At 67.0% G+C, this 16,497-nt stretch carries 20 protein-coding genes; 10 read left to right on the top strand and 10 right to left on the bottom strand.

What is annotated here, in order from left to right; genetic code table 11:
• The first annotated feature begins 33 nt into the window (after positions 1 to 33).
• From ctaD to KTR9_RS17915, 4 genes are read left to right on the top strand one after another with little or no spacing between them, the layout of a single operon-like run.
• The gene (gene ctaD / locus KTR9_RS17930; RefSeq protein ID WP_014927543.1) at positions 34 to 1,818 is read left to right on the top strand and encodes an aa3-type cytochrome oxidase subunit I; all 1,785 of its coding nucleotides are present in this window, start codon (positions 34 to 36) and stop codon (positions 1,816 to 1,818) included.
• A 3-nt stretch (positions 1,819 to 1,821) separates the two neighbouring features.
• Positions 1,822 to 3,063, top strand: coding sequence for a phosphoserine phosphatase SerB (gene serB / locus KTR9_RS17925; RefSeq protein ID WP_014927542.1), 1,242 nt, complete (start codon positions 1,822 to 1,824; stop codon positions 3,061 to 3,063).
• A gap of 15 nt (positions 3,064 to 3,078) precedes the next feature.
• Positions 3,079 to 3,840: an aminoacyl-tRNA hydrolase gene (locus KTR9_RS17920; protein ID WP_044508063.1), complete on the top strand. Its 762-nt coding sequence runs from the start codon at positions 3,079 to 3,081 to the stop codon at positions 3,838 to 3,840.
• Positions 3,837 to 4,286, top strand: a complete 450-nt coding sequence (locus tag KTR9_RS17915) for a cupin domain-containing protein (protein WP_014927540.1) — start codon at positions 3,837 to 3,839, stop codon at positions 4,284 to 4,286. The genes KTR9_RS17920 and KTR9_RS17915 overlap by 4 nt, the downstream gene beginning before the upstream one ends.
• A 4-nt stretch (positions 4,287 to 4,290) precedes the next feature.
• Here the strand turns inward: KTR9_RS17915 and KTR9_RS17910 are convergent, their stop codons facing one another.
• Entirely contained in the window at positions 4,291 to 5,295 is a 1,005-nt protein-coding gene (locus KTR9_RS17910; RefSeq protein WP_035717013.1) for an LLM class flavin-dependent oxidoreductase, read from the bottom strand.
• 122 nt (positions 5,296 to 5,417) lie between these two features.
• Between KTR9_RS17910 and KTR9_RS17905 the strand changes: the two genes are divergently transcribed.
• Positions 5,418 to 6,254 (top strand): ABC transporter ATP-binding protein, encoded by an 837-nt coding sequence (locus KTR9_RS17905; protein WP_014927538.1) that lies wholly within the window; start codon positions 5,418 to 5,420, stop codon positions 6,252 to 6,254.
• A complete protein-coding gene (locus KTR9_RS17900; protein ID WP_014927537.1) occupies positions 6,254 to 7,078 on the top strand; it encodes an NUDIX hydrolase in 825 nt (274 codons plus the stop codon). Before KTR9_RS17905 ends, KTR9_RS17900 begins: the two co-directional genes overlap by 1 nt.
• Before the next feature lie 11 nt (positions 7,079 to 7,089).
• On the opposite strand, the gene KTR9_RS17895 is transcribed toward KTR9_RS17900, so the two are convergent.
• Entirely contained in the window at positions 7,090 to 7,689 is a 600-nt protein-coding gene (locus KTR9_RS17895) for a maleylpyruvate isomerase family mycothiol-dependent enzyme (protein ID WP_014927536.1), read from the bottom strand.
• Between the two features lie 108 nt (positions 7,690 to 7,797).
• On the opposite strand from KTR9_RS17895, the gene KTR9_RS17890 reads away from it, so the two are divergent.
• On the top strand, positions 7,798 to 8,202 hold the full coding sequence (locus tag KTR9_RS17890) for a MarR family transcriptional regulator (protein ID WP_044508061.1): 405 nt from the start codon (positions 7,798 to 7,800) through the stop codon (positions 8,200 to 8,202).
• Here KTR9_RS17890 and ligD read toward each other — a convergent pair.
• Entirely contained in the window at positions 8,183 to 9,163 is a 981-nt protein-coding gene (gene ligD, locus KTR9_RS17885; protein WP_044507014.1) for a non-homologous end-joining DNA ligase, read from the bottom strand. The two genes, KTR9_RS17890 and ligD, sit on opposite strands and share 20 nt — an antisense overlap.
• Positions 9,164 to 9,264: 101 nt before the next feature.
• On the opposite strand from ligD, the gene KTR9_RS17880 reads away from it, so the two are divergent.
• Both KTR9_RS17880 and KTR9_RS17875 read left to right on the top strand, forming a co-directional pair.
• Complete coding sequence (locus KTR9_RS17880) at positions 9,265 to 10,053, top strand: enoyl-CoA hydratase/isomerase family protein (RefSeq protein WP_014927533.1); 789 nt, start codon at positions 9,265 to 9,267, stop codon at positions 10,051 to 10,053.
• 63 nt (positions 10,054 to 10,116) lie between these two features.
• Positions 10,117 to 11,088 carry a class I SAM-dependent methyltransferase gene (locus KTR9_RS17875; RefSeq protein ID WP_014927532.1) on the top strand — a complete coding sequence of 324 codons (972 nt, stop codon included), beginning with the start codon at positions 10,117 to 10,119 and terminating at the stop codon, positions 11,086 to 11,088.
• A 9-nt stretch (positions 11,089 to 11,097) separates the two neighbouring features.
• Here the strand turns inward: KTR9_RS17875 and KTR9_RS27375 are convergent, their stop codons facing one another.
• From KTR9_RS27375 to KTR9_RS17845, 7 genes are all read right to left on the bottom strand, one after another.
• Positions 11,098 to 11,361, bottom strand: a complete 264-nt coding sequence (locus KTR9_RS27375; RefSeq protein ID WP_014927531.1) for a tyrosine-type recombinase/integrase — start codon at positions 11,359 to 11,361, stop codon at positions 11,098 to 11,100.
• A gap of 87 nt (positions 11,362 to 11,448) precedes the next feature.
• Positions 11,449 to 12,261, bottom strand: coding sequence for a CHAT domain-containing protein (locus tag KTR9_RS17865; protein ID WP_014927530.1), 813 nt, complete (start codon positions 12,259 to 12,261; stop codon positions 11,449 to 11,451).
• Between the two features lie 408 nt (positions 12,262 to 12,669).
• Positions 12,670 to 12,867: a helix-turn-helix transcriptional regulator gene (locus KTR9_RS17860; protein WP_014927529.1), complete on the bottom strand. Its 198-nt coding sequence runs from the start codon at positions 12,865 to 12,867 to the stop codon at positions 12,670 to 12,672.
• Complete coding sequence (locus KTR9_RS27615) at positions 12,860 to 12,997, bottom strand: hypothetical protein (protein ID WP_238553924.1); 138 nt, start codon at positions 12,995 to 12,997, stop codon at positions 12,860 to 12,862. The genes KTR9_RS17860 and KTR9_RS27615 overlap by 8 nt, the downstream gene beginning before the upstream one ends.
• Positions 12,998 to 13,361: 364 nt before the next feature.
• The gene (locus KTR9_RS17855) at positions 13,362 to 13,868 is read right to left on the bottom strand and encodes a hypothetical protein (RefSeq protein WP_238554162.1); all 507 of its coding nucleotides are present in this window, start codon (positions 13,866 to 13,868) and stop codon (positions 13,362 to 13,364) included.
• A 315-nt stretch (positions 13,869 to 14,183) separates the two neighbouring features.
• Positions 14,184 to 14,459, bottom strand: coding sequence for a hypothetical protein (locus tag KTR9_RS17850; RefSeq protein ID WP_044507010.1), 276 nt, complete (start codon positions 14,457 to 14,459; stop codon positions 14,184 to 14,186).
• A gap of 170 nt (positions 14,460 to 14,629) precedes the next feature.
• Positions 14,630 to 15,274 carry an AAA family ATPase gene (locus KTR9_RS17845; protein WP_238553921.1) on the bottom strand — a complete coding sequence of 215 codons (645 nt, stop codon included), beginning with the start codon at positions 15,272 to 15,274 and terminating at the stop codon, positions 14,630 to 14,632.
• A gap of 5 nt (positions 15,275 to 15,279) precedes the next feature.
• On the opposite strand from KTR9_RS17845, the gene KTR9_RS17840 reads away from it, so the two are divergent.
• Positions 15,280 to 16,479, top strand: a complete 1,200-nt coding sequence (locus tag KTR9_RS17840; RefSeq protein WP_044507007.1) for a THUMP-like domain-containing protein — start codon at positions 15,280 to 15,282, stop codon at positions 16,477 to 16,479.
• Positions 16,480 to 16,497: the final 18 nt, after the last annotated feature.

The following is a 16,497-nucleotide window of genomic DNA, read 5'->3' as shown; positions in this document are numbered from 1 at the left end:
GTTCGGAGTGGGTTTCGGGCAAGAGGAGGATCTGTGACCGCGGTAGACCAACCCACCACGCAAGTGGCTCCAGTGCGTCCGTTCCCGGAGCGCTATCAGCCCAAGGGTTCGTTCATCTACAAGTTGCTGACGACGACCGATCACAAGTTGATCGGCATGATGTACATCACCGCCTGCTTCGCGTTCTTCCTCATCGGCGGCCTCATGGCCCTGCTGATGCGTGGCGAGCTCGCGATGCCGGGCATGCAGTTCCTGTCCACCGAGCAGTTCAACCAGCTCTTCACGATGCACGGCACCGTGATGCTGCTGATGTACGCGACCCCGATCGTGATCGGCTTCGCCAACTTCGTGCTGCCGCTGCAGATCGGCTCGCCCGACGTCGCCTTCCCGCGACTCAACGCACTCGGCTTCTGGCTGTTCGTCTTCGGCTCGACCATCGCGGTCGCCGGCTTCATCACCCCCGGTGGCGCGGCCGACTTCGGGTGGACCGCTTACACGCCGCTCACCGACGCCGTGCACAGCCCCGGCATCGGCGCCGACCTGTGGATCATGGGTCTGGCCGTCTCCGGTCTGGGCACCATCCTCGGTGGCGTCAACATGGTCACAACGGTGATCTGCCTGCGCGCACCCGGTATGACGATGTTCCGCATGCCGATCTTCACCTGGAACATCCTGGTGACCAGCGTCCTGATCCTGCTGATCTTCCCGCTGCTGACCGCGGCGCTGATGGGTCTCGAGGTCGACCGCCAGTTCGGCGCCCACATCTACGACCCGGCCAACGGCGGTGTCATCCTGTGGCAGCACCTCTTCTGGTTCTTCGGACACCCCGAGGTCTACGTCATCGCCCTGCCGTTCTTCGGCATCGTGTCGGAGGTCTTCCCGGTCTTCTCGCGTAAGCCGATCTTCGGCTACTCGGGCCTCATCTACGCCACCCTCGCCATCGCCGCACTCTCGGCGGCGGTGTGGGCGCACCACATGTACGTCACCGGCGCCGTGCTGCTGCCGTTCTTCTCCTTCATGACGTTCCTGATCGCGGTGCCCACCGGCGTGAAGTTCTTCAACTGGATCGGAACGATGTGGCGAGGTCACATGACGTTCGAGACACCGATGCTGTTCTCGGTCGGCTTCATCGTCACGTTCCTCTTCGGCGGTCTGACCGGCGTCCTGCTCGCGAGCCCGCCGCTGGACTTCCACCTGTCCGACAGCTACTTCGTGGTCGCGCACTTCCACTACGTGCTCTTCGGCACGATCGTGTTCGCCACCTACGCCGGCATCTACTTCTGGTTCCCCAAGATGACCGGGCGCATGCTCGACGAACGCCTCGGCAAGATCCACTTCTGGCTGACGTTCATCGGCTTCCACATGACCTTCCTCGTCCAGCACTGGCTGGGCAACGAGGGCATGCCGCGCCGCTACGCCGACTACCTGCCGTCGGACGGGTTCACGACGCTGAACATGATCTCGACCGCAGGCGCCTTCATCCTCGGCCTGTCGACCCTGCCGTTCCTGTGGAACGTCTTCCGCAGCTACCGCTACGGCGAGGTCGTCACCGTCGACGACCCGTGGGGCTTCGGCAACTCGCTCGAATGGGCCACCTCCTGCCCGCCGCCGCGCCACAACTTCACCGAGCTGCCCCGCATCCGGTCGGAGCGTCCGGCGTTCGAGCTGCACTACCCGCACATGATCGACCGGATGCGTGCCGAGGCGCACGTGGGTCCGGGACACGAAGCGGGCAAGGATCGTCAGATGGAAGAGGCTCGCCGCGAGCCGTTCACCGTGGGAACGCACGAGGGGTCTCCGGACCCCGACCCGCGCTGACCGGTGAGCAACGACTCTACAGCCAGTTCCGGTACGACCGTCCTGGTCACCGTCACCGGTCCCGACCGGGCAGGTGTCACCTCTGTTCTCATGGGTGCCCTGGCCGGTCAGGCCGTTGCACTGCTCGACGTCGAGCAGGTGGTCATCCGGGGGCAGCTGACACTCGGGGTTCTGGTGTCCTCCGACGGCGACCCCGAGGCGCTGCAGGAAGTCGTCGAACAGGCGATGGCGTCCATCGGGTTCGAGGTCCGGGTGGAGATCGGGGTGGACCCCGGTAGCCGTTCACCGTCATCGCACGCCGTCGTCATCCTCGGCAGCCCCGTGACCGCCGCCGCCTTCAGCGCGGTGGCCGCGAAACTGGCGAGCCAGGGCGGAAACATCGACTCGATCCGCGGGATCGCGGACTATCCGCTCACCGGGCTCGAGCTGATGGTCAGCGTCGCCGGTCGAGGAGGTGTCGCGGCAGACGCGGCCCTCCGCAAGGGCCTCGCCGAGGTGGCCGCGAAGAACGCGGTCGACATCGCGGTGGAGCGTGGCGGGCTCGCCCGGCGTGCCAAGCGGCTCATCGTCTTCGATGTCGACTCGACCCTCATCCAGGGCGAGGTCATCGAGATGCTCGCCGCGCACGCGGGTCGCGAGGCCGAGGTGGCCGCGGTGACCGAGGCGGCCATGCGCGGCGAACTCGACTTCGCGCAGTCCCTTCACGAACGTGTCAAAGCGCTGGCCGGACTCGATGCGAGTGTCCTCGACGATGTCGCCAAGTCGCTCGAGTTGACTCCCGGCGCGCGCACGACGATCCGGACGCTGCACCGGCTCGGATTCCACTGCGGACTCGTGTCGGGCGGCTTCCGCCAGGTCATCGACGGCTTGGCGCACGAACTCGAACTCGACTTCGTGCGGGCCAACACGCTGGAGATCGTCGACGGCAAGCTCACCGGCCGCGTCGTCGGCGAAGTGGTGGACCGGATGGGCAAGGCGAACGCGCTGCGGTCATTCGCCGACCAGGTCGGGGTGCCGATGGAGCAGACGATCGCCGTGGGTGACGGCGCCAACGACATCGACATGCTCAGCGTCGCCGGACTCGGTATCGCCTTCAACGCCAAGCCGGCGCTGCGCGAGGTCGCCGACACCACGCTGAATCACCCGTTCCTCGACGGGGTCCTGTTCATCCTGGGTGTCTCCCGCGACGAGATCGAGGCGGCCGACGCTGCCGACGGTGTCTATCGCCGGGTGCCGCTGGGCTGAGTGCGTCCGCTCTCCATGGATGTCGAGGCGATCGCCGCGGATCATCGCCGGCTGGCCGGTTATGTCGGTGGCGGCGACGACCCGTCCGATCCCGCTGACGTCCTGGCGATGGCGATGGTGCTGCGGATCGAGAAGAACGATCCTCCCGACCGCACCGAACTGCTGACCGCTGCGGCGCGAGCCGTCGCGCTGCTGTGCCTCGACGAACGCTGTGCCGGCGAGGGGCCGTGGGCCTCGGCGATGGACGACTGGTGCAATGCGCGCATCCGGAAGATCGCGCGGCGCGCGCGTGGAGCGCAATGGGCTGCTGCGCAAGAGGTCTGGGGTGTGACCGCGACCCAGGGCGGCGCATCGGCGCGCGCCTTCGTACCCGGACGCGTGGGCGACCTCGACCGCCGTGTCGCGAAGCTGCAGATCGGCGGGACCGACGTCGAGGGGGCGCTGTCCGGCGAACCTCCCGGGCGCGGCGTCGTGCTGTGGACCAGTCCGGACCTGGAGATGACCGTCGGCAAACTGGCCGCGCAGGTCGGGCACGCGTCGATGCTCGCCGCGAAGTTGCTGACGACCGAGGAAACGATTCGATGGCGATCGGACGAGTGCCCGCTCGTGGTTCGCCAGTCCGGTTCCGAGCGTTGGCGCGAGCTCCTCGCCGCAGACGCGGACGGGACGGCGGTGGCCGTGCGCGATGCCGGCTTCACCGAGATAGCGCCCGGATCGGTGACCGTGATCGCCGAGGTCGTGCGTCACGATGGGGAGACGGACGGAGAGCACGGATGAGCTCGGCTGAACTGCCCGACTGGGTGCGTGAACTAGACCTGCAGCCCCACCCCGAAGGGGGCTGGTACCGGCAGACCTGGCGAAGCGAGGTCGAGATCCCGCGCGACGCGCTGCCGGGGGCGTACACCGGCGACCGCGCCGCCGGGACCGCGATCTACTTCGTCCTCATGCCGGGCGACGAATCCGCGTGGCACACGGTCCGCGGCGCAGAGTTGTGGTTGCACCATCGCGGCGCCCCGGTCGAACTGGACCTCGGCGGCGACGCCGACGCCCCCGGCGAGCCGGCCACCGTTCTCGTCGGGCCCGACATCGAATCTGGACAGCATCCTCAGGCTCTCGTGCCGCCGGGTGTGTGGCAACGGGCCCGGCCCGCCGGCGACGAGCCGTCGCTGGTCAGCTGTATCGTGGTGCCGGGCTTCGACTTCGAGGACTTTCGGCTGGCCTGAGCGACTACCGGGCAGCTGCCAACGGTGTGTTCACCGGGGCCAGATGACCGAACGTCGCCATCCAGGACTCGCGGTCGGGTGCGAATGACGCGACGATCAGCTCGTCGGCATCGGCATGGCCGGCGAACCAGGTCAGGTACTCGCGAACCTGCTCGGGTGTGCCGACGCCCGTGTAGGTCGACATCTCGTCGATCTGGCGGCCCTGCGGCATCGACAAGATGGCATCTGCCTCGTCGTCGGTGAAGGTGCGACCGCGGCCGAAGAGCAGCGACACTCGTTGGCGTTTCGAGATCTGGAGTAGTTCCTTCGCGCGGTCGCCGTCGTCGTCCGCTATGGCCCCGACACCCGCGATCACGTACGGCTCTGCGAGGACCTCGGAGGGCCGGAATTCGCGGCGGTACAGCGCAACAGCCTCGGTCAGGGCCTGCGGTGCGAAGTGGGACGCAAAGGCATAGGGGAGACCGAGCGCGGCGGCCAGCTGGGCGCCGAACAGCGAGGAGCCCAGGATGTAGAGGGGGACGTGCGTTCCGGCGCCGGGGGTGGCGCGGACGCCCTCGATGCGGGACTCGTCGCCGAGGAACGCCTGCAGCTCCAGGACATCGTGCGGGAAACGCTCGGCGGAGGCATGTGTCCGTCGGAGCGCGGTGAAGGTCTGCTGATCGCTGCCCGGGGCGCGTCCGAGACCGAGGTCGATACGTCCGGGATGAAGCTCGGCCAGTGTGCCGAACTGTTCGGCGATGGTGAGCGGGGCGTGGTTGGGAAGCATGACCCCACCGGCTCCGAGGCGGATGGTCGAGGTGTGCGCCGCCACGTGAGCGATCAGCACGGCCGGCGCCGACGACGCGATCGTCGGCATGTTGTGGTGCTCGGCGTACCAGATCCGACGGTAGCCCCACTCTTCCGCGCGCTGCGCGAGTTCGACACTGGCGGAAAGGCTTTGCTGAGCCGTCTCGTCGGGACCGATCTGCGCGAGGTCGAGGATCGACAAGGGGAGGTTCGAAGACGTCACGAATGAGGTCAACCGTGAGCACGCCCGTTCCTATTCCCGTGCGGTTGTGGGGTTTCCCGATCACCTCGACGGCGCCGAGAGTCGACACGTCCGGACGCGGGGTCGTGGTGCAGGATGGGGGAGTGACCGATTCCGATCCCGACCTCCTGATCGATTTTCGCGATGTCGCCGTCGTCCATGGCGGCAAGACCCTCGTCGGCCCGCTGTCCTGGCAGGTGGAACTGGACGAACGATGGGTGATCATCGGACCCAACGGCGCAGGCAAGACGACGCTGATCCGGCTGGCCGGCGCGGAGATCCATCCGACCTCGGGAACCGCCTTCGTGCTCAACGAGAAGCTCGGCCGGGTGGAGATCCGCGAACTGTCGACCCGGATCGGTGTCTCCAGTCCGTCGCTGGTCGACCGGGTGCCGCCGGAGGAGATCGTGAGCGACGTCGTGATCTCGGCGGGCTACGCGGTCCTCGGCCGCTGGCGGGAGAGTTACGACGCGATGGACCGCGCGCAGGCCGTCGAGTCGCTGGAATCGATGGGTGCCGAGCACCTCGCCGACCGCCGCTTCGGCACGCTGTCCGAAGGTGAGCGCAAGCGCGTCGTGATCTCGCGCGCGCTGATGACCGATCCCGAACTCCTGCTGCTCGACGAACCCGCCGCGGGCCTCGACCTCGGCGGACGCGAAGAGCTCGTCGACCGTCTCGCGCGTCTGGCCGCCGATCCCGACGCCCCGGCCATCGTGTTGATCACCCACCATGTGGAGGAGATCCCCGAGGGTTTCACCCACGCACTCATCCTGTCCGAGGGTGGCGTCGTGGCACAGGGTCTGCTCGAAGAGGTGCTGACCAGTGAGAATCTCACCGCCGCCTTTCGGCAGCAGATCGTTCTGGACAAGGTCGACGGTCGGTACTTCGCGCGGCGACGGCGCCGCGCGGGCGGCCATCGGCGAGCAGCAGGAGGTAATTGATGACGTCGACGGAACCGGGTCCGGGAGTCGTGTCCGCGCCGTTGCGGGACGCCGCGACGGTCGTGCTCGTCCGCGACGCCGCCGAGGGCATCGAGGTGTTCCTCCAACGCCGCGTCAAGCAGATGGCCTTCGCGGGCGGCATGACGGTGTTCCCGGGCGGCGGGGTGGACCAGCGCGACGCCGACGCCGACCTGGCGTGGACCGGTCCCGACGCAGCTTGGTGGGCCACGCAGTTCGCCAGTGACGCCGAGACCGCGCAGGCGCTGGTGTGCGCTGCGGTCCGCGAGACCTTCGAGGAGTGCGGCGTCCTGCTCGCGACGGACGCCGACGGCGCGTTCGCCGACCCTGCCGGCCTGGCCGACGATCGGCGACGCCTCGTCGAGAAGTCGTTGTCGTTCGCGCAGTTCCTCACCTCGCGCGGGCTCACGCTGCGTGCCGATCTGCTGCGGCCGCTCGCCCACTGGATCACCCCGGTCAACGAGAAGCGACGCTACGACACCCGGTTCTTCCTGGCGGCGATGCCCGACGGGCAGCATGCCGACGCCGAGACCACCGAAGCCGAGGTCGCGAGGTGGGTGAATGCCCGGGTCGCGATCGACTCATGGGCGGCGGGCGCGCATTTCCTCATGCCGCCGACGTGGTCGCAGCTCAACTACGTCTCCGGGTTCTCGAGCATCGACGAACTGCTCGACGCCGAGCGCGTCATCGAACCGGTCCTGCCCGACGTCACGCCCGGCGCGGGACTCGCCGGCCTCGGTTTCCCCAACTCCGACGAGTACTTCCGAACGCTCGGCGATCAGAAGCCGCCGGACATCACGCTCTGACGCAGGCGCTCTCAGGGGGAGGGCGCCAGCACCCCGGCGGCGCCGGACCGCCCGCCGAACAGCATCACGATGTCGCGAATCGGTGCCTCGACGACTTCACCTTCGCCGACCGCGAACCCGCTGTCGGTGGCCACGAACCGTCGTCCGGCGTTGCGTCGCCGCGCATGGAACGGAAATCCGGTCGACCACAGGTAGGCGGCACACGCCGTCGCGGCGTCGGGCGGCATCGTCCGGTCGATGGCGAGGGGCACCGTGATGTCCTGCCCGTGCAGGAGCGAGTCGAGGAGCGGTGCCATCGGGGTCGTCCCGATCGGATGACGGCGGGACCCGACCATGGCGCGCAACGTGTCGGCCGCCTCGTCGGCCGAGGTGTGGTCGCGCAACGCGAGTTCGCGGATCATCGTGTCGAACCGGAACCCGTACCGGCATGCAGCGAGCATCGCGCGTATCGGTGAGGTGTGTGAGTGGGTGAGGTGGACCGCGACGTCGCGCACCGTCCACGCGTCGCAGAGCGACGGGGTGGCGAGTTGTTCGGGGGTGAGGGTCTCGATCAGCGCGGCGAGTTCGAGCCGTTGCTCGTCGATGTGTTGCCAGATGAGGTCGGTGTCCATGATCGCTCCCACCACGGATCGATAGTCAGGTTCCCTGACTGATATTAGTCAGGTCTTCGTACTAACGTCAATGGGGTGTCCGACGACCAGCCGCAGATCGCCGTCCTGATGTTCATCGCCCACCGCGCGACCGAGCGTCGGGTGTTGGCACGGATCGCCGAAGAAGGGGCCGGCGACATCACCCCGGCGCAGTCCCGGGTGCTGCAACGGCTGGCGCCCGAGCCGATGCGGCTGACCGACCTCGCCGAGCAGGCGGGTGTCACCAAACAGACCGCGGGCGGCATCGTCGACCAGCTGGAAGCCGCGGGCTACCTCACCCGGGTGCCCGACCCGACCGACCGCCGCGCCCGCCTGGTGACCCTGAGTGATCGGGGTGTGCGGCTGTGTGAGGTCGCTGCCCGCGAGGTCGAGGTGCAGGAGCAGGAGTGGCGCGAGCATCTCGGTGCCGAACAGTTCGCCGCCCTCGAGGCGGCGATGCGGTCGTTGCGCGAGGTCACCGATCCATATCGATGACCTCGGCGCCCTCGTCGTCGCCGATGTCGTCACGGTCGGCCCAGTCGATGAGCGTGTCGAGGCGGTGGGCGACGTCGTCGATCTCGCCGTGGAGGTCCCCGAGTTCGGCGAAGCGGGCCGGCACGGTGGCGATCGTGAAGTCGTCGGGTTCGATGTCGTCGATCTCGGCCCAGGTGATCGGTGTCGACACGGTGGCTCGCTCGTTGCCGCGCACGGAGTAGGCCGAGGCCATCGTGTGGTCGCGGGTGTTCTGGTTGTAGTCGACGAAGACCGCGGCGGGGTCACGGTCCTTGCGCCACCACGTCGTCGTCACGTCGTCGGGCGCCCGGCGCTCGACCTCCCGCGCGAACGCCAGCGCCGCGCGTCGGACCTGGGGGAAGCCCCATTCCGGTGCGATGCGGACATAGATGTGCAGGCCTCGACCACCCGAGGTCTTCGGGAACCCGCGCATGCCCAGCTCGTCGAGCACCTCTTCGACGACGTGCGCCACGCGGCGAACCCGCGGAAACGTGCACTCGGGCATCGGGTCGAGGTCGATTCGCCATTCATCGGGGGTCTCGGGATCGGCGCGACGCGAGTTCCAGGGGTGGAACTCCACGGTCGACATCTGCACCGCCCAGATCACCGACGCCAATTCGGTGACGCACAGTTCGTCGGCGGTGCGGCCGAACCGCGGGAAGTAGATCTCGGTGGTCTCCAGCCAGTCGGGGGCGCCGGCCGGGACGCGTTTCTGGTGCACCTTGTTGCCGCTGACGCCCTTGGGAAACCGGTGCAGCATGCACGGGCGGTCGCGCAGGGCGCGCACGATCCCGTCGCCCACGGACAGGTAGTACTCGGCGAGATCGCGCTTGGTCTCGCCGCGCTCGGGAAAGTAGACGCGGTCCGGGCTCGACAACCGGACGGTGCGGTCGCCGACCTCGAGTTCGATGGGATCACCTGCGGAAGCCGACGTTTTCGCCATGACCGTCACTGTATGACTCCGGCGTCCGCGGCGGCGGACTCTGCGGGCCGCGTCTCCGGGCTGGGGCATCGACGGGACTTACCAACCGGTAGCCTTCGACCATGCCTGAGTTCGTGACCCTCGAGTGCTCCGACGCTCATCCGGGCGTCGGCACCATCCTGCTGCAGCGGCCACCGATGAACGCGTTGAGCCGGCAGGTGCAGGCCGAACTGGCCGCCGCGGCCGAGGAGGCGGCCGTGCGCACGGACATCAACGCGGTCGTCGTCTACGGCGGCCCGAAGATCCTCGCGGCCGGCGCCGACGTCACCGAGATGCGAGACATCGGCTACGCCGAGATGAGCCGGGTGGCGGGTCGTCTGCAACGCGATCTCGGCGCGATCGCCGCGATCCCCAAGCCGACCGTCGCCGCCATCACCGGATACGCGCTCGGCGGCGGGCTCGAAGTCGCGCTGGGTGCCGACCGTCGCATCGCCGGCGACAACGCGAAGCTCGGCCTGCCCGAGGTGCTGCTCGGACTGATCCCGGGCGGCGGCGGGACCCAGCGGCTGGCACGTCTCATCGGTCCGTCGAAGGCCAAGGACCTGATGTACACCGGGCGCTTCGTCGACGCCGAGGAGGCGCTGGCCATCGGACTCGTCGACGAGGTCGTCCCGCCCGACGAGGTCTACAACGCCGCGCTCGCCTGGGCCGGGCAGTTCACCGGCGCCGCCTCGGTGGCGCTCGCGGCGATCAAGAAGGCCGTCGACCAGGGGTTGGACGTCGACCTCGACACCGGACTCAAGATCGAGGAGCAGCTGTTCGCCCCGCTGTTCGCGACCGAGGACCGCGCCATCGGCATGGCGTCGTTCGCCGAGAACGGCCCGGGGAAGGCGGAATTCGTCGGCCGTTGAGCCGGCGGAGTCACCGCGATCCCCGACTTCATCACCGACACCACCACGCAACAGGAAGCGATCATGACCACCGATGCCACGCCGGGCACTGATCCGGCTCCCAACCCGCACGCCACCGAGGAGCAGGTCAAGGCGGCACTCACCGACACGAAGCTCGCCCAGGTGCTCTACCACGACTGGGAGGCCGAGACCTACGACGAGAAGTGGTCGATCAGCTTCGACGAACGGTGCATCGACTACGCGCGTGGCCGTTTCGACGCCGTCGCCACCGATGAGCCCCTCCCGTATGGCCGCGCGATGGAACTCGGTTGCGGCACCGGCTTCTTCCTCCTGAACCTGATGCAGTCGGGGGTCGCGGCGAAGGGATCGGTGACCGACCTCTCGCCCGGCATGGTCAAGGTCGCGCTGCGCAACGCGGAGAACCTGGGGCTCGACGTCGACGGTCGCGTCGCCGACGCGGAGAAGATCCCCTACGACGACGACACTTTCGATCTCGTCGTCGGACACGCTGTGCTGCACCATATCCCGGACGTCGAGCAGGCACTTCGTGAGGTGTTGCGGGTGCTCAAGCCCGGCGGTCGGTTCATCTTCGCGGGTGAGCCGTCGACGATCGGCGACTTCTATGCACGCTGGATGAGCCGCGCGACGTGGTTCGCCACGACGAAAATCACCAAGCTGGGCCCGCTGCAAGGATGGCGGCGCCCGCAGGAGGAACTCGACGAATCCTCCCGCGCGGCCGCGCTCGAGGCCGTGGTCGACATCCACACCTTCGATCCCGACGAGCTCGCCGGCATCGCCCGCGCCGCCGGTGCGCACAAGGTGGACACCGCCACCGAGGAACTGGCCGCCGCGATGCTCGGCTGGCCGGTGCGCACCTTCGAAGCCGCGGTGCCGCCGGAGAAGCTGGGGTGGGGCTGGGCTCGGTTCGCCTTCGGCGGATGGAAACGCCTCACCTGGCTCGACGAGAACGTGCTGCGCAAGATCGTGCCGCCAAAGTTCTTCTACAACGTCGTGGTGACGGGTGTGAAGCCCTAAACAGGCTGTTCAGAGCCGATGCCATCGGATACCGCCCGCAGTAGATTCAGTCAGCATCTTCGCCACAGCCTTGCGGGTCCGATCCTCGGCCCGCGGCCAAAGGCGGCTGTCGGTGTTCAGCGTCGTGGTGGCGTCCTTATGGCCCATCGCGCGTTGCACGGTCACCACGTCGCAGCCGGCCGCGATCAGGCCGCTCGCGTAGAAGTGACGGAGGTCGTGCAGCGAGTAGGTCAGTGCGGCGCGCTCCCGGAGTCGGGCGAACCTCGGCCCCACGACATCGGCGGTCCAGGCGCCGTTGCTGTTCGCCCACAGCCATCGAACCTGCAGAGCGCCGGGGACCGGATCGATCTTCGATCCGTCTCAGGCATCCGGTGGTTCTACGAGTCGCGTGGATTCTGCATCGAAGCCGTCTGCAACGAACAGCTGAGGCAGTTCATCACCACTAAGGTCCTCGTCCATCTCGAGCTTCGACTTTGCAACCCTGTGAGCTGCGGCGATCGACTGACCGTTCGCTACTGTCCCGTAGAAGCGTCCGGCGTAAGCGATCGCGTCCGCGTCGAATACCTCGTCGGTCATTCCGATCGCGAATGGAACGACACCATCAACGAGCAACTCGGCCTGAGCCGCCGAATTGCAGGAATTCAGCAGAACTAAACTGGGGGGATCGTCTACCGACGAGACGGCATTCGCGAATGCTTCTGCACTTACGACCGTTCCCTCGTGGATGACGTCCTCGTCCCGCTCAAACTCAATTAGGTCGTCATCGCTGTGGCCGGAAAAATGAACCACATGCGGCCGAAATTCGGTGAGTCCGTCGAGGAGGTCATCGATAGTCGCCGCTGTCCGTGAATCGATCTCGACCGATTCACGGTGTTGTGCGGATTGAACCATTTTCCGAATGATCTTCAACTCGCGTCCGACCCTGAGGTCACCGAGGGATGATGCCCCGAGCCACAGGACCCGCAATTTCTCTGGTTTTGGCTGTTGAACAGCGCGAATAGTGTTCTCGATAGCGGACTCTGCTCTTGATAACCGATCATCGAGCTCCCGCCGATCACGATCGGATGCCCTTTGCGCACGTTCCTCGTGCCGTTTCCGTCGAGATTCCTCGGTGCGTTCCTCGCGGCTAAGACGGTCCTGCGCAGTCTGGGCCGCCTTCGAGGCAGCTGTCACGGCTTTGTTGGCGCGCTCAAGGTCCCTTGCTGCGTTGGCTGATTCCTTGTCGTACCGAGTCGCTTGACTCAGCTTTGTCTTGCGGGTCGCGTCGGATCTCGTCGATTGTGCTTCGCTGCGCGCCTTATCGGCCTTAGTCCTGGCCGTTGCGACCTTGCTCTGTAGCTTGCGCGCCTTCTCTTCGGCCTCCGCCAGCTTGTTTCGCTTCTGGTCTAGCTGCTACGGTACGACTCAGAACTCACGCTCACACTCCGAACACTTGGGCTACTACGGGGTGGGAAGCACATCGATCGACTGACTCCGTCTGCGCTCCCTTCGCAGCGAACCGTTCGGTCAGATGGATGTCCGGTCCGTTCGCATCATCGCAACGTCCGGCTGCCCGCCCGACACGGGGCGGCTAGCCCCCGCCTAGTCGTGTAAGTCGGTGCGCGCACCTCGACCCGGCCGCTCCGCGTTCCATCGCTCGATGGTCTCGCGCCGCCACCCTCGCGTCTTCCCGATTAGCGCATCCGGTTCGGGCATCTTGTACCGGCTGATGGCCGAGCGATCGATACTCAACCACTCGGCCACCTCCGACGCCGCCATGAACCGTTCGGGCTCAGGCATGACGCCGCTGCCTCGTCGCGACGATCAGCGTGGCCAGCGCCGCGGTCCCGAACGCCAACCACACCGCGGCCGGCTGTTGCGTCACCGCTAGCGCTGCGGCGCCGATCGCGAACACGGTCACGCTCGTCATGTTCTGTTTGTTCATGGCTTCTCGGACCCTCCATATAGTGGGACACTGGGTGGCGGATGGCCCCGGCTGCCCCGGGGCCATCCTCCCTACTTGCCCTTCTTCCGCTTGCGCGGCTTCTCGGACTTTCGGGCCTCTGAGATCCTCCGGAAGAATTCCGCCCATCCCAGAAGGATGGTTAGGAGTCCGATGATCTCGGTCCAACTTGGTGGGTCCATGCTCACCTCTTCGCTGGTGTTGTATCTCAACTACAGCAACCGTGCTGACAAAGTGCAACAGTGTTGACAAAGTAGTTCGGGGCGGTCACCGCTCAACGAACAAAGCCCCACTCATCACGGGTGGGGGCGCTTTCATCCGTGTCGCGGAGCTACCCGGCGTTGCCGTAGACCTCGACGATATTGGCCTCGACCTTCGGTGCTGTGACAGAACCGCCCATGGTTGTGTCATAGGTCTCCGACCCGGTGACGCCCACCCACAACGCCACGAGGTCGTCTTCGACCACCTCTTTGAACGATGCCAGGCCGGCAGTCACGATCGTGTTGATGTCGAAGTCGTAGACGCCGACTTGTTGCCCGTCGGTGTTGACTCGGATCTGGAACGTCCCGGTCGCCGCGTCCGCCTGGACGACGCGTCCATAGACTACGTAGAGCTCTCCCTTGTGCGCGTCTGGATTCTTCGCAACGAGCTGCCAGTCGCGAGAAGAGACCGTTCGGTAGGACGCCTTGTTCGTCAGGCGTTGCCGCTCTTGGTCGCGACGCTGGCGCTCGGCCGCCGCGGACCGCGACGCGGCCGCTGCTGCAGTCGTGTTCGGCGGCGGTTCGTAGGTCCGCGACGAGGACGACGAGGAGGTGCTGCTACTACCTCCAGCTGACACGAGCGCAGTGCACGACCCCACAAGCACGAAGAACGCGAGGAGTGACCCGCCGATGATCAGGAGCGGCTTCGCGGCGCTCGACTTCGGGGCTGGTGGATACGGCGGGAGGGGTGCCGTTGGTGGCTGCACCGGATGCCGGTTGGCTGTCCACTGGTACCCGTCCCACCACCGCAGCATTGCGGGGTTCTCGGGGTCGCGGTGCCATCCAGGAGTGGACGGCCAAGGGGGAGGGGCCTGTGACATCAGCGGATCATATCGGGCGTACCCGACACAGCGCTGTCGTCCGGGCGAGTTACTGTCGGAGCCCGTCGCAACTTAGTCGAAGGGTATCTCCTGGGAGTGTCGCCCTTTGTCGTCGTTCCACTCGACGAGAACGAACGCTTGCTCTCTGCGGCGGCCCATCCCAGTCTTGAACTTCTGTGAAATCGCGCGACCGGCCTCGATGTCGCCGTACTCCCGCGACCAGTCACGAGTCCCCGCCGCAACCATCGGACCGTGGGTGGAGAGACGCACACCTGTGGCCGTCCGGCCAAGGTTGTTGACGATCTCGTATGTGTCGCCCTTGACCCAGTGACACGCCCATTCAGCCATGAATCGAGCGTAGCGCCCGCAGTAGTCCCAACTCGCCCCAGCGCTAGCCAACGCAAATAAGCTGCACGAATGCTAACCAACCAACGCCACCGTATGAAGCAAACCCGCAGGACGGGATTCTTCTACAAAGTCGTGGTGACGGGTGTGAAGCCGCAGTAGGCGGAACCCCGTCAGGTCCGCCGGGCCCTGGCGAGCGGCCCGGCGATCCAGGCGTCGACCTCGGACTGTGTTCGCAGCCGGACGATCCGCAGGTCGGGATGGGTGTTGCGGAGACGCGGTACCCGTTCTGCATACGTGTGCCGGTGGCTCACCGACCATCGGATGATGTGTTCGGGGTCGGTGAGGATGGTCCTCATCGGCGGCTCGGTGTTGCCGTTCCACAGCGGTTCCCGGCGAACACGGCGGCGGATCGTGCGTCGGACGACGCGGGGGAACGTCGTCGTCCAATACGGGAGGTCGAGCCAGACCATGATGTCGGCGTTCTCGGCGATCAGTGGTCGCGCGTCGCCGTACTGCCACTCGGTCACCCAGGCGCCCTCGTCGATGAATGTCCGTACGTCGTCGAGGAATTCGGGTCTGCGAGTCCAGCCGGGTCCGTGGTGCAGCGCGTCGATCTCGACGTGCGGGACGTCGACGACCGCGGCGATGCGACGCGCGGTGGTCGTCTTGCCGACCCCGGACACGCCCGCCACCGCGATCCGACGCGGCGGGTGCGGCAGGTCGTCGTGGACGTTCACATCGCCATCGTCGCAGATGTGTCGGACGTCGCCCAGATGGTGTGTGACCGCGGCCGTGAGCCCGACGGTAGCCTGCAAGCATCATGGGCTACTCCTTCAGTCTCGACGACGTCGCGTTCCTGCGGTCGCGGCACGGTGAGAAGGCGCTCGAGACGGTGTCCGGACTCGATCTCACCCCGTCGACCATGCTGTCCGACATCACCGAGGTCCGCAGCCGGTACGCGCCGCACGATGCCGCGCTCATCGAGACGGTGCGGTGCCGCCGGCGAGCGCGCTCGAAGCTGCGTGACGCCGATGGCCTCTTGCTCACCGACGACGCCGGACAGCAGGCGACCGCGTCGGTGGTCGCCGCGTACCGCGCCGCCGAGGTCGCGGGACGATTCCCGGGGTCGGTGGTGCACGACCTGACCTGCTCGATCGGCGCGGAACTTCGAGAGCTGGTGCTTGTCAGCGGTATTCGTGGTGTCATCGGCAGCGACATCGATCGGGTCCGGCTCGCGATGGCGCGGGCGAACGTGCCCGACGCCACGTTGCTGATCGCGGATGCGCTCACCCCGACATCGACCGCGGACGTGCTCCTCGCGGACCCGGCACGGCGGTCGGACGCGGGCCGGACCTTCCGGCTCGATCAGCTGACGCCACCGCTCTTCGAGCTGCTGACCACCTATCCGGGCCGCCTGATGATCGTGAAATGCGCTCCCGGACTGGATCATCAGATGCTGCGGAACCGCTTCGGCTTCGACGGCGAGGTCCAGGTCACCTCGCTCGACGGCGGCGTGCGGGAGGCGTGCCTGTGGTCGGGGCCGGGTGTGGAGCCCGGTCGCCGGGCCACCGTCCTGCGGACCAGGCCTGACGGTACGGTCGCCGAGGTCGAGATCACCGATCGCGAAGACGACGACGTGCCCGCCGGTGAGGTCGGGGAATGGATCGTCGACCCGGACGGGGCGATCGTGCGGGCGGGGCTGGTCAGGCACTACGCCCACCGGTTCGGACTATGGCAGCTCGATCCGCAGATCGCTTACCTGACCGGCACTTCCGTCCCCGAAGGAGCGCGCGGATTCCGGGTGATCGAGCAGACGGGGGTGACCGAGAAGTCGCTCCGCAAGGCGCTCGCCGCGCTGGACTGCGGCTCGCTCGAGATCCTTGTCCGCGGACTCGACGTCGACCCCGATCGGCTGCGAAAGAAGCTCAAGCCCAGGGGCTCCCGCTCGCTGTCGGTGGTGCTGACCCGGATCGGACGCAAGGGCGTCGCGTTCATCTGTGAGCCGGGAGTCCGGTTCTAGACCGCTTTCGCCGGTCTA

The organism is Gordonia sp. KTR9 (assembly GCF_000143885.2).
Taxonomy (GTDB): domain Bacteria; phylum Actinomycetota; class Actinomycetes; order Mycobacteriales; family Mycobacteriaceae; genus Gordonia.
Note: the sequence above shows the minus strand (reverse complement) of the source record. Positions and strands in the feature narration are given on the sequence as shown.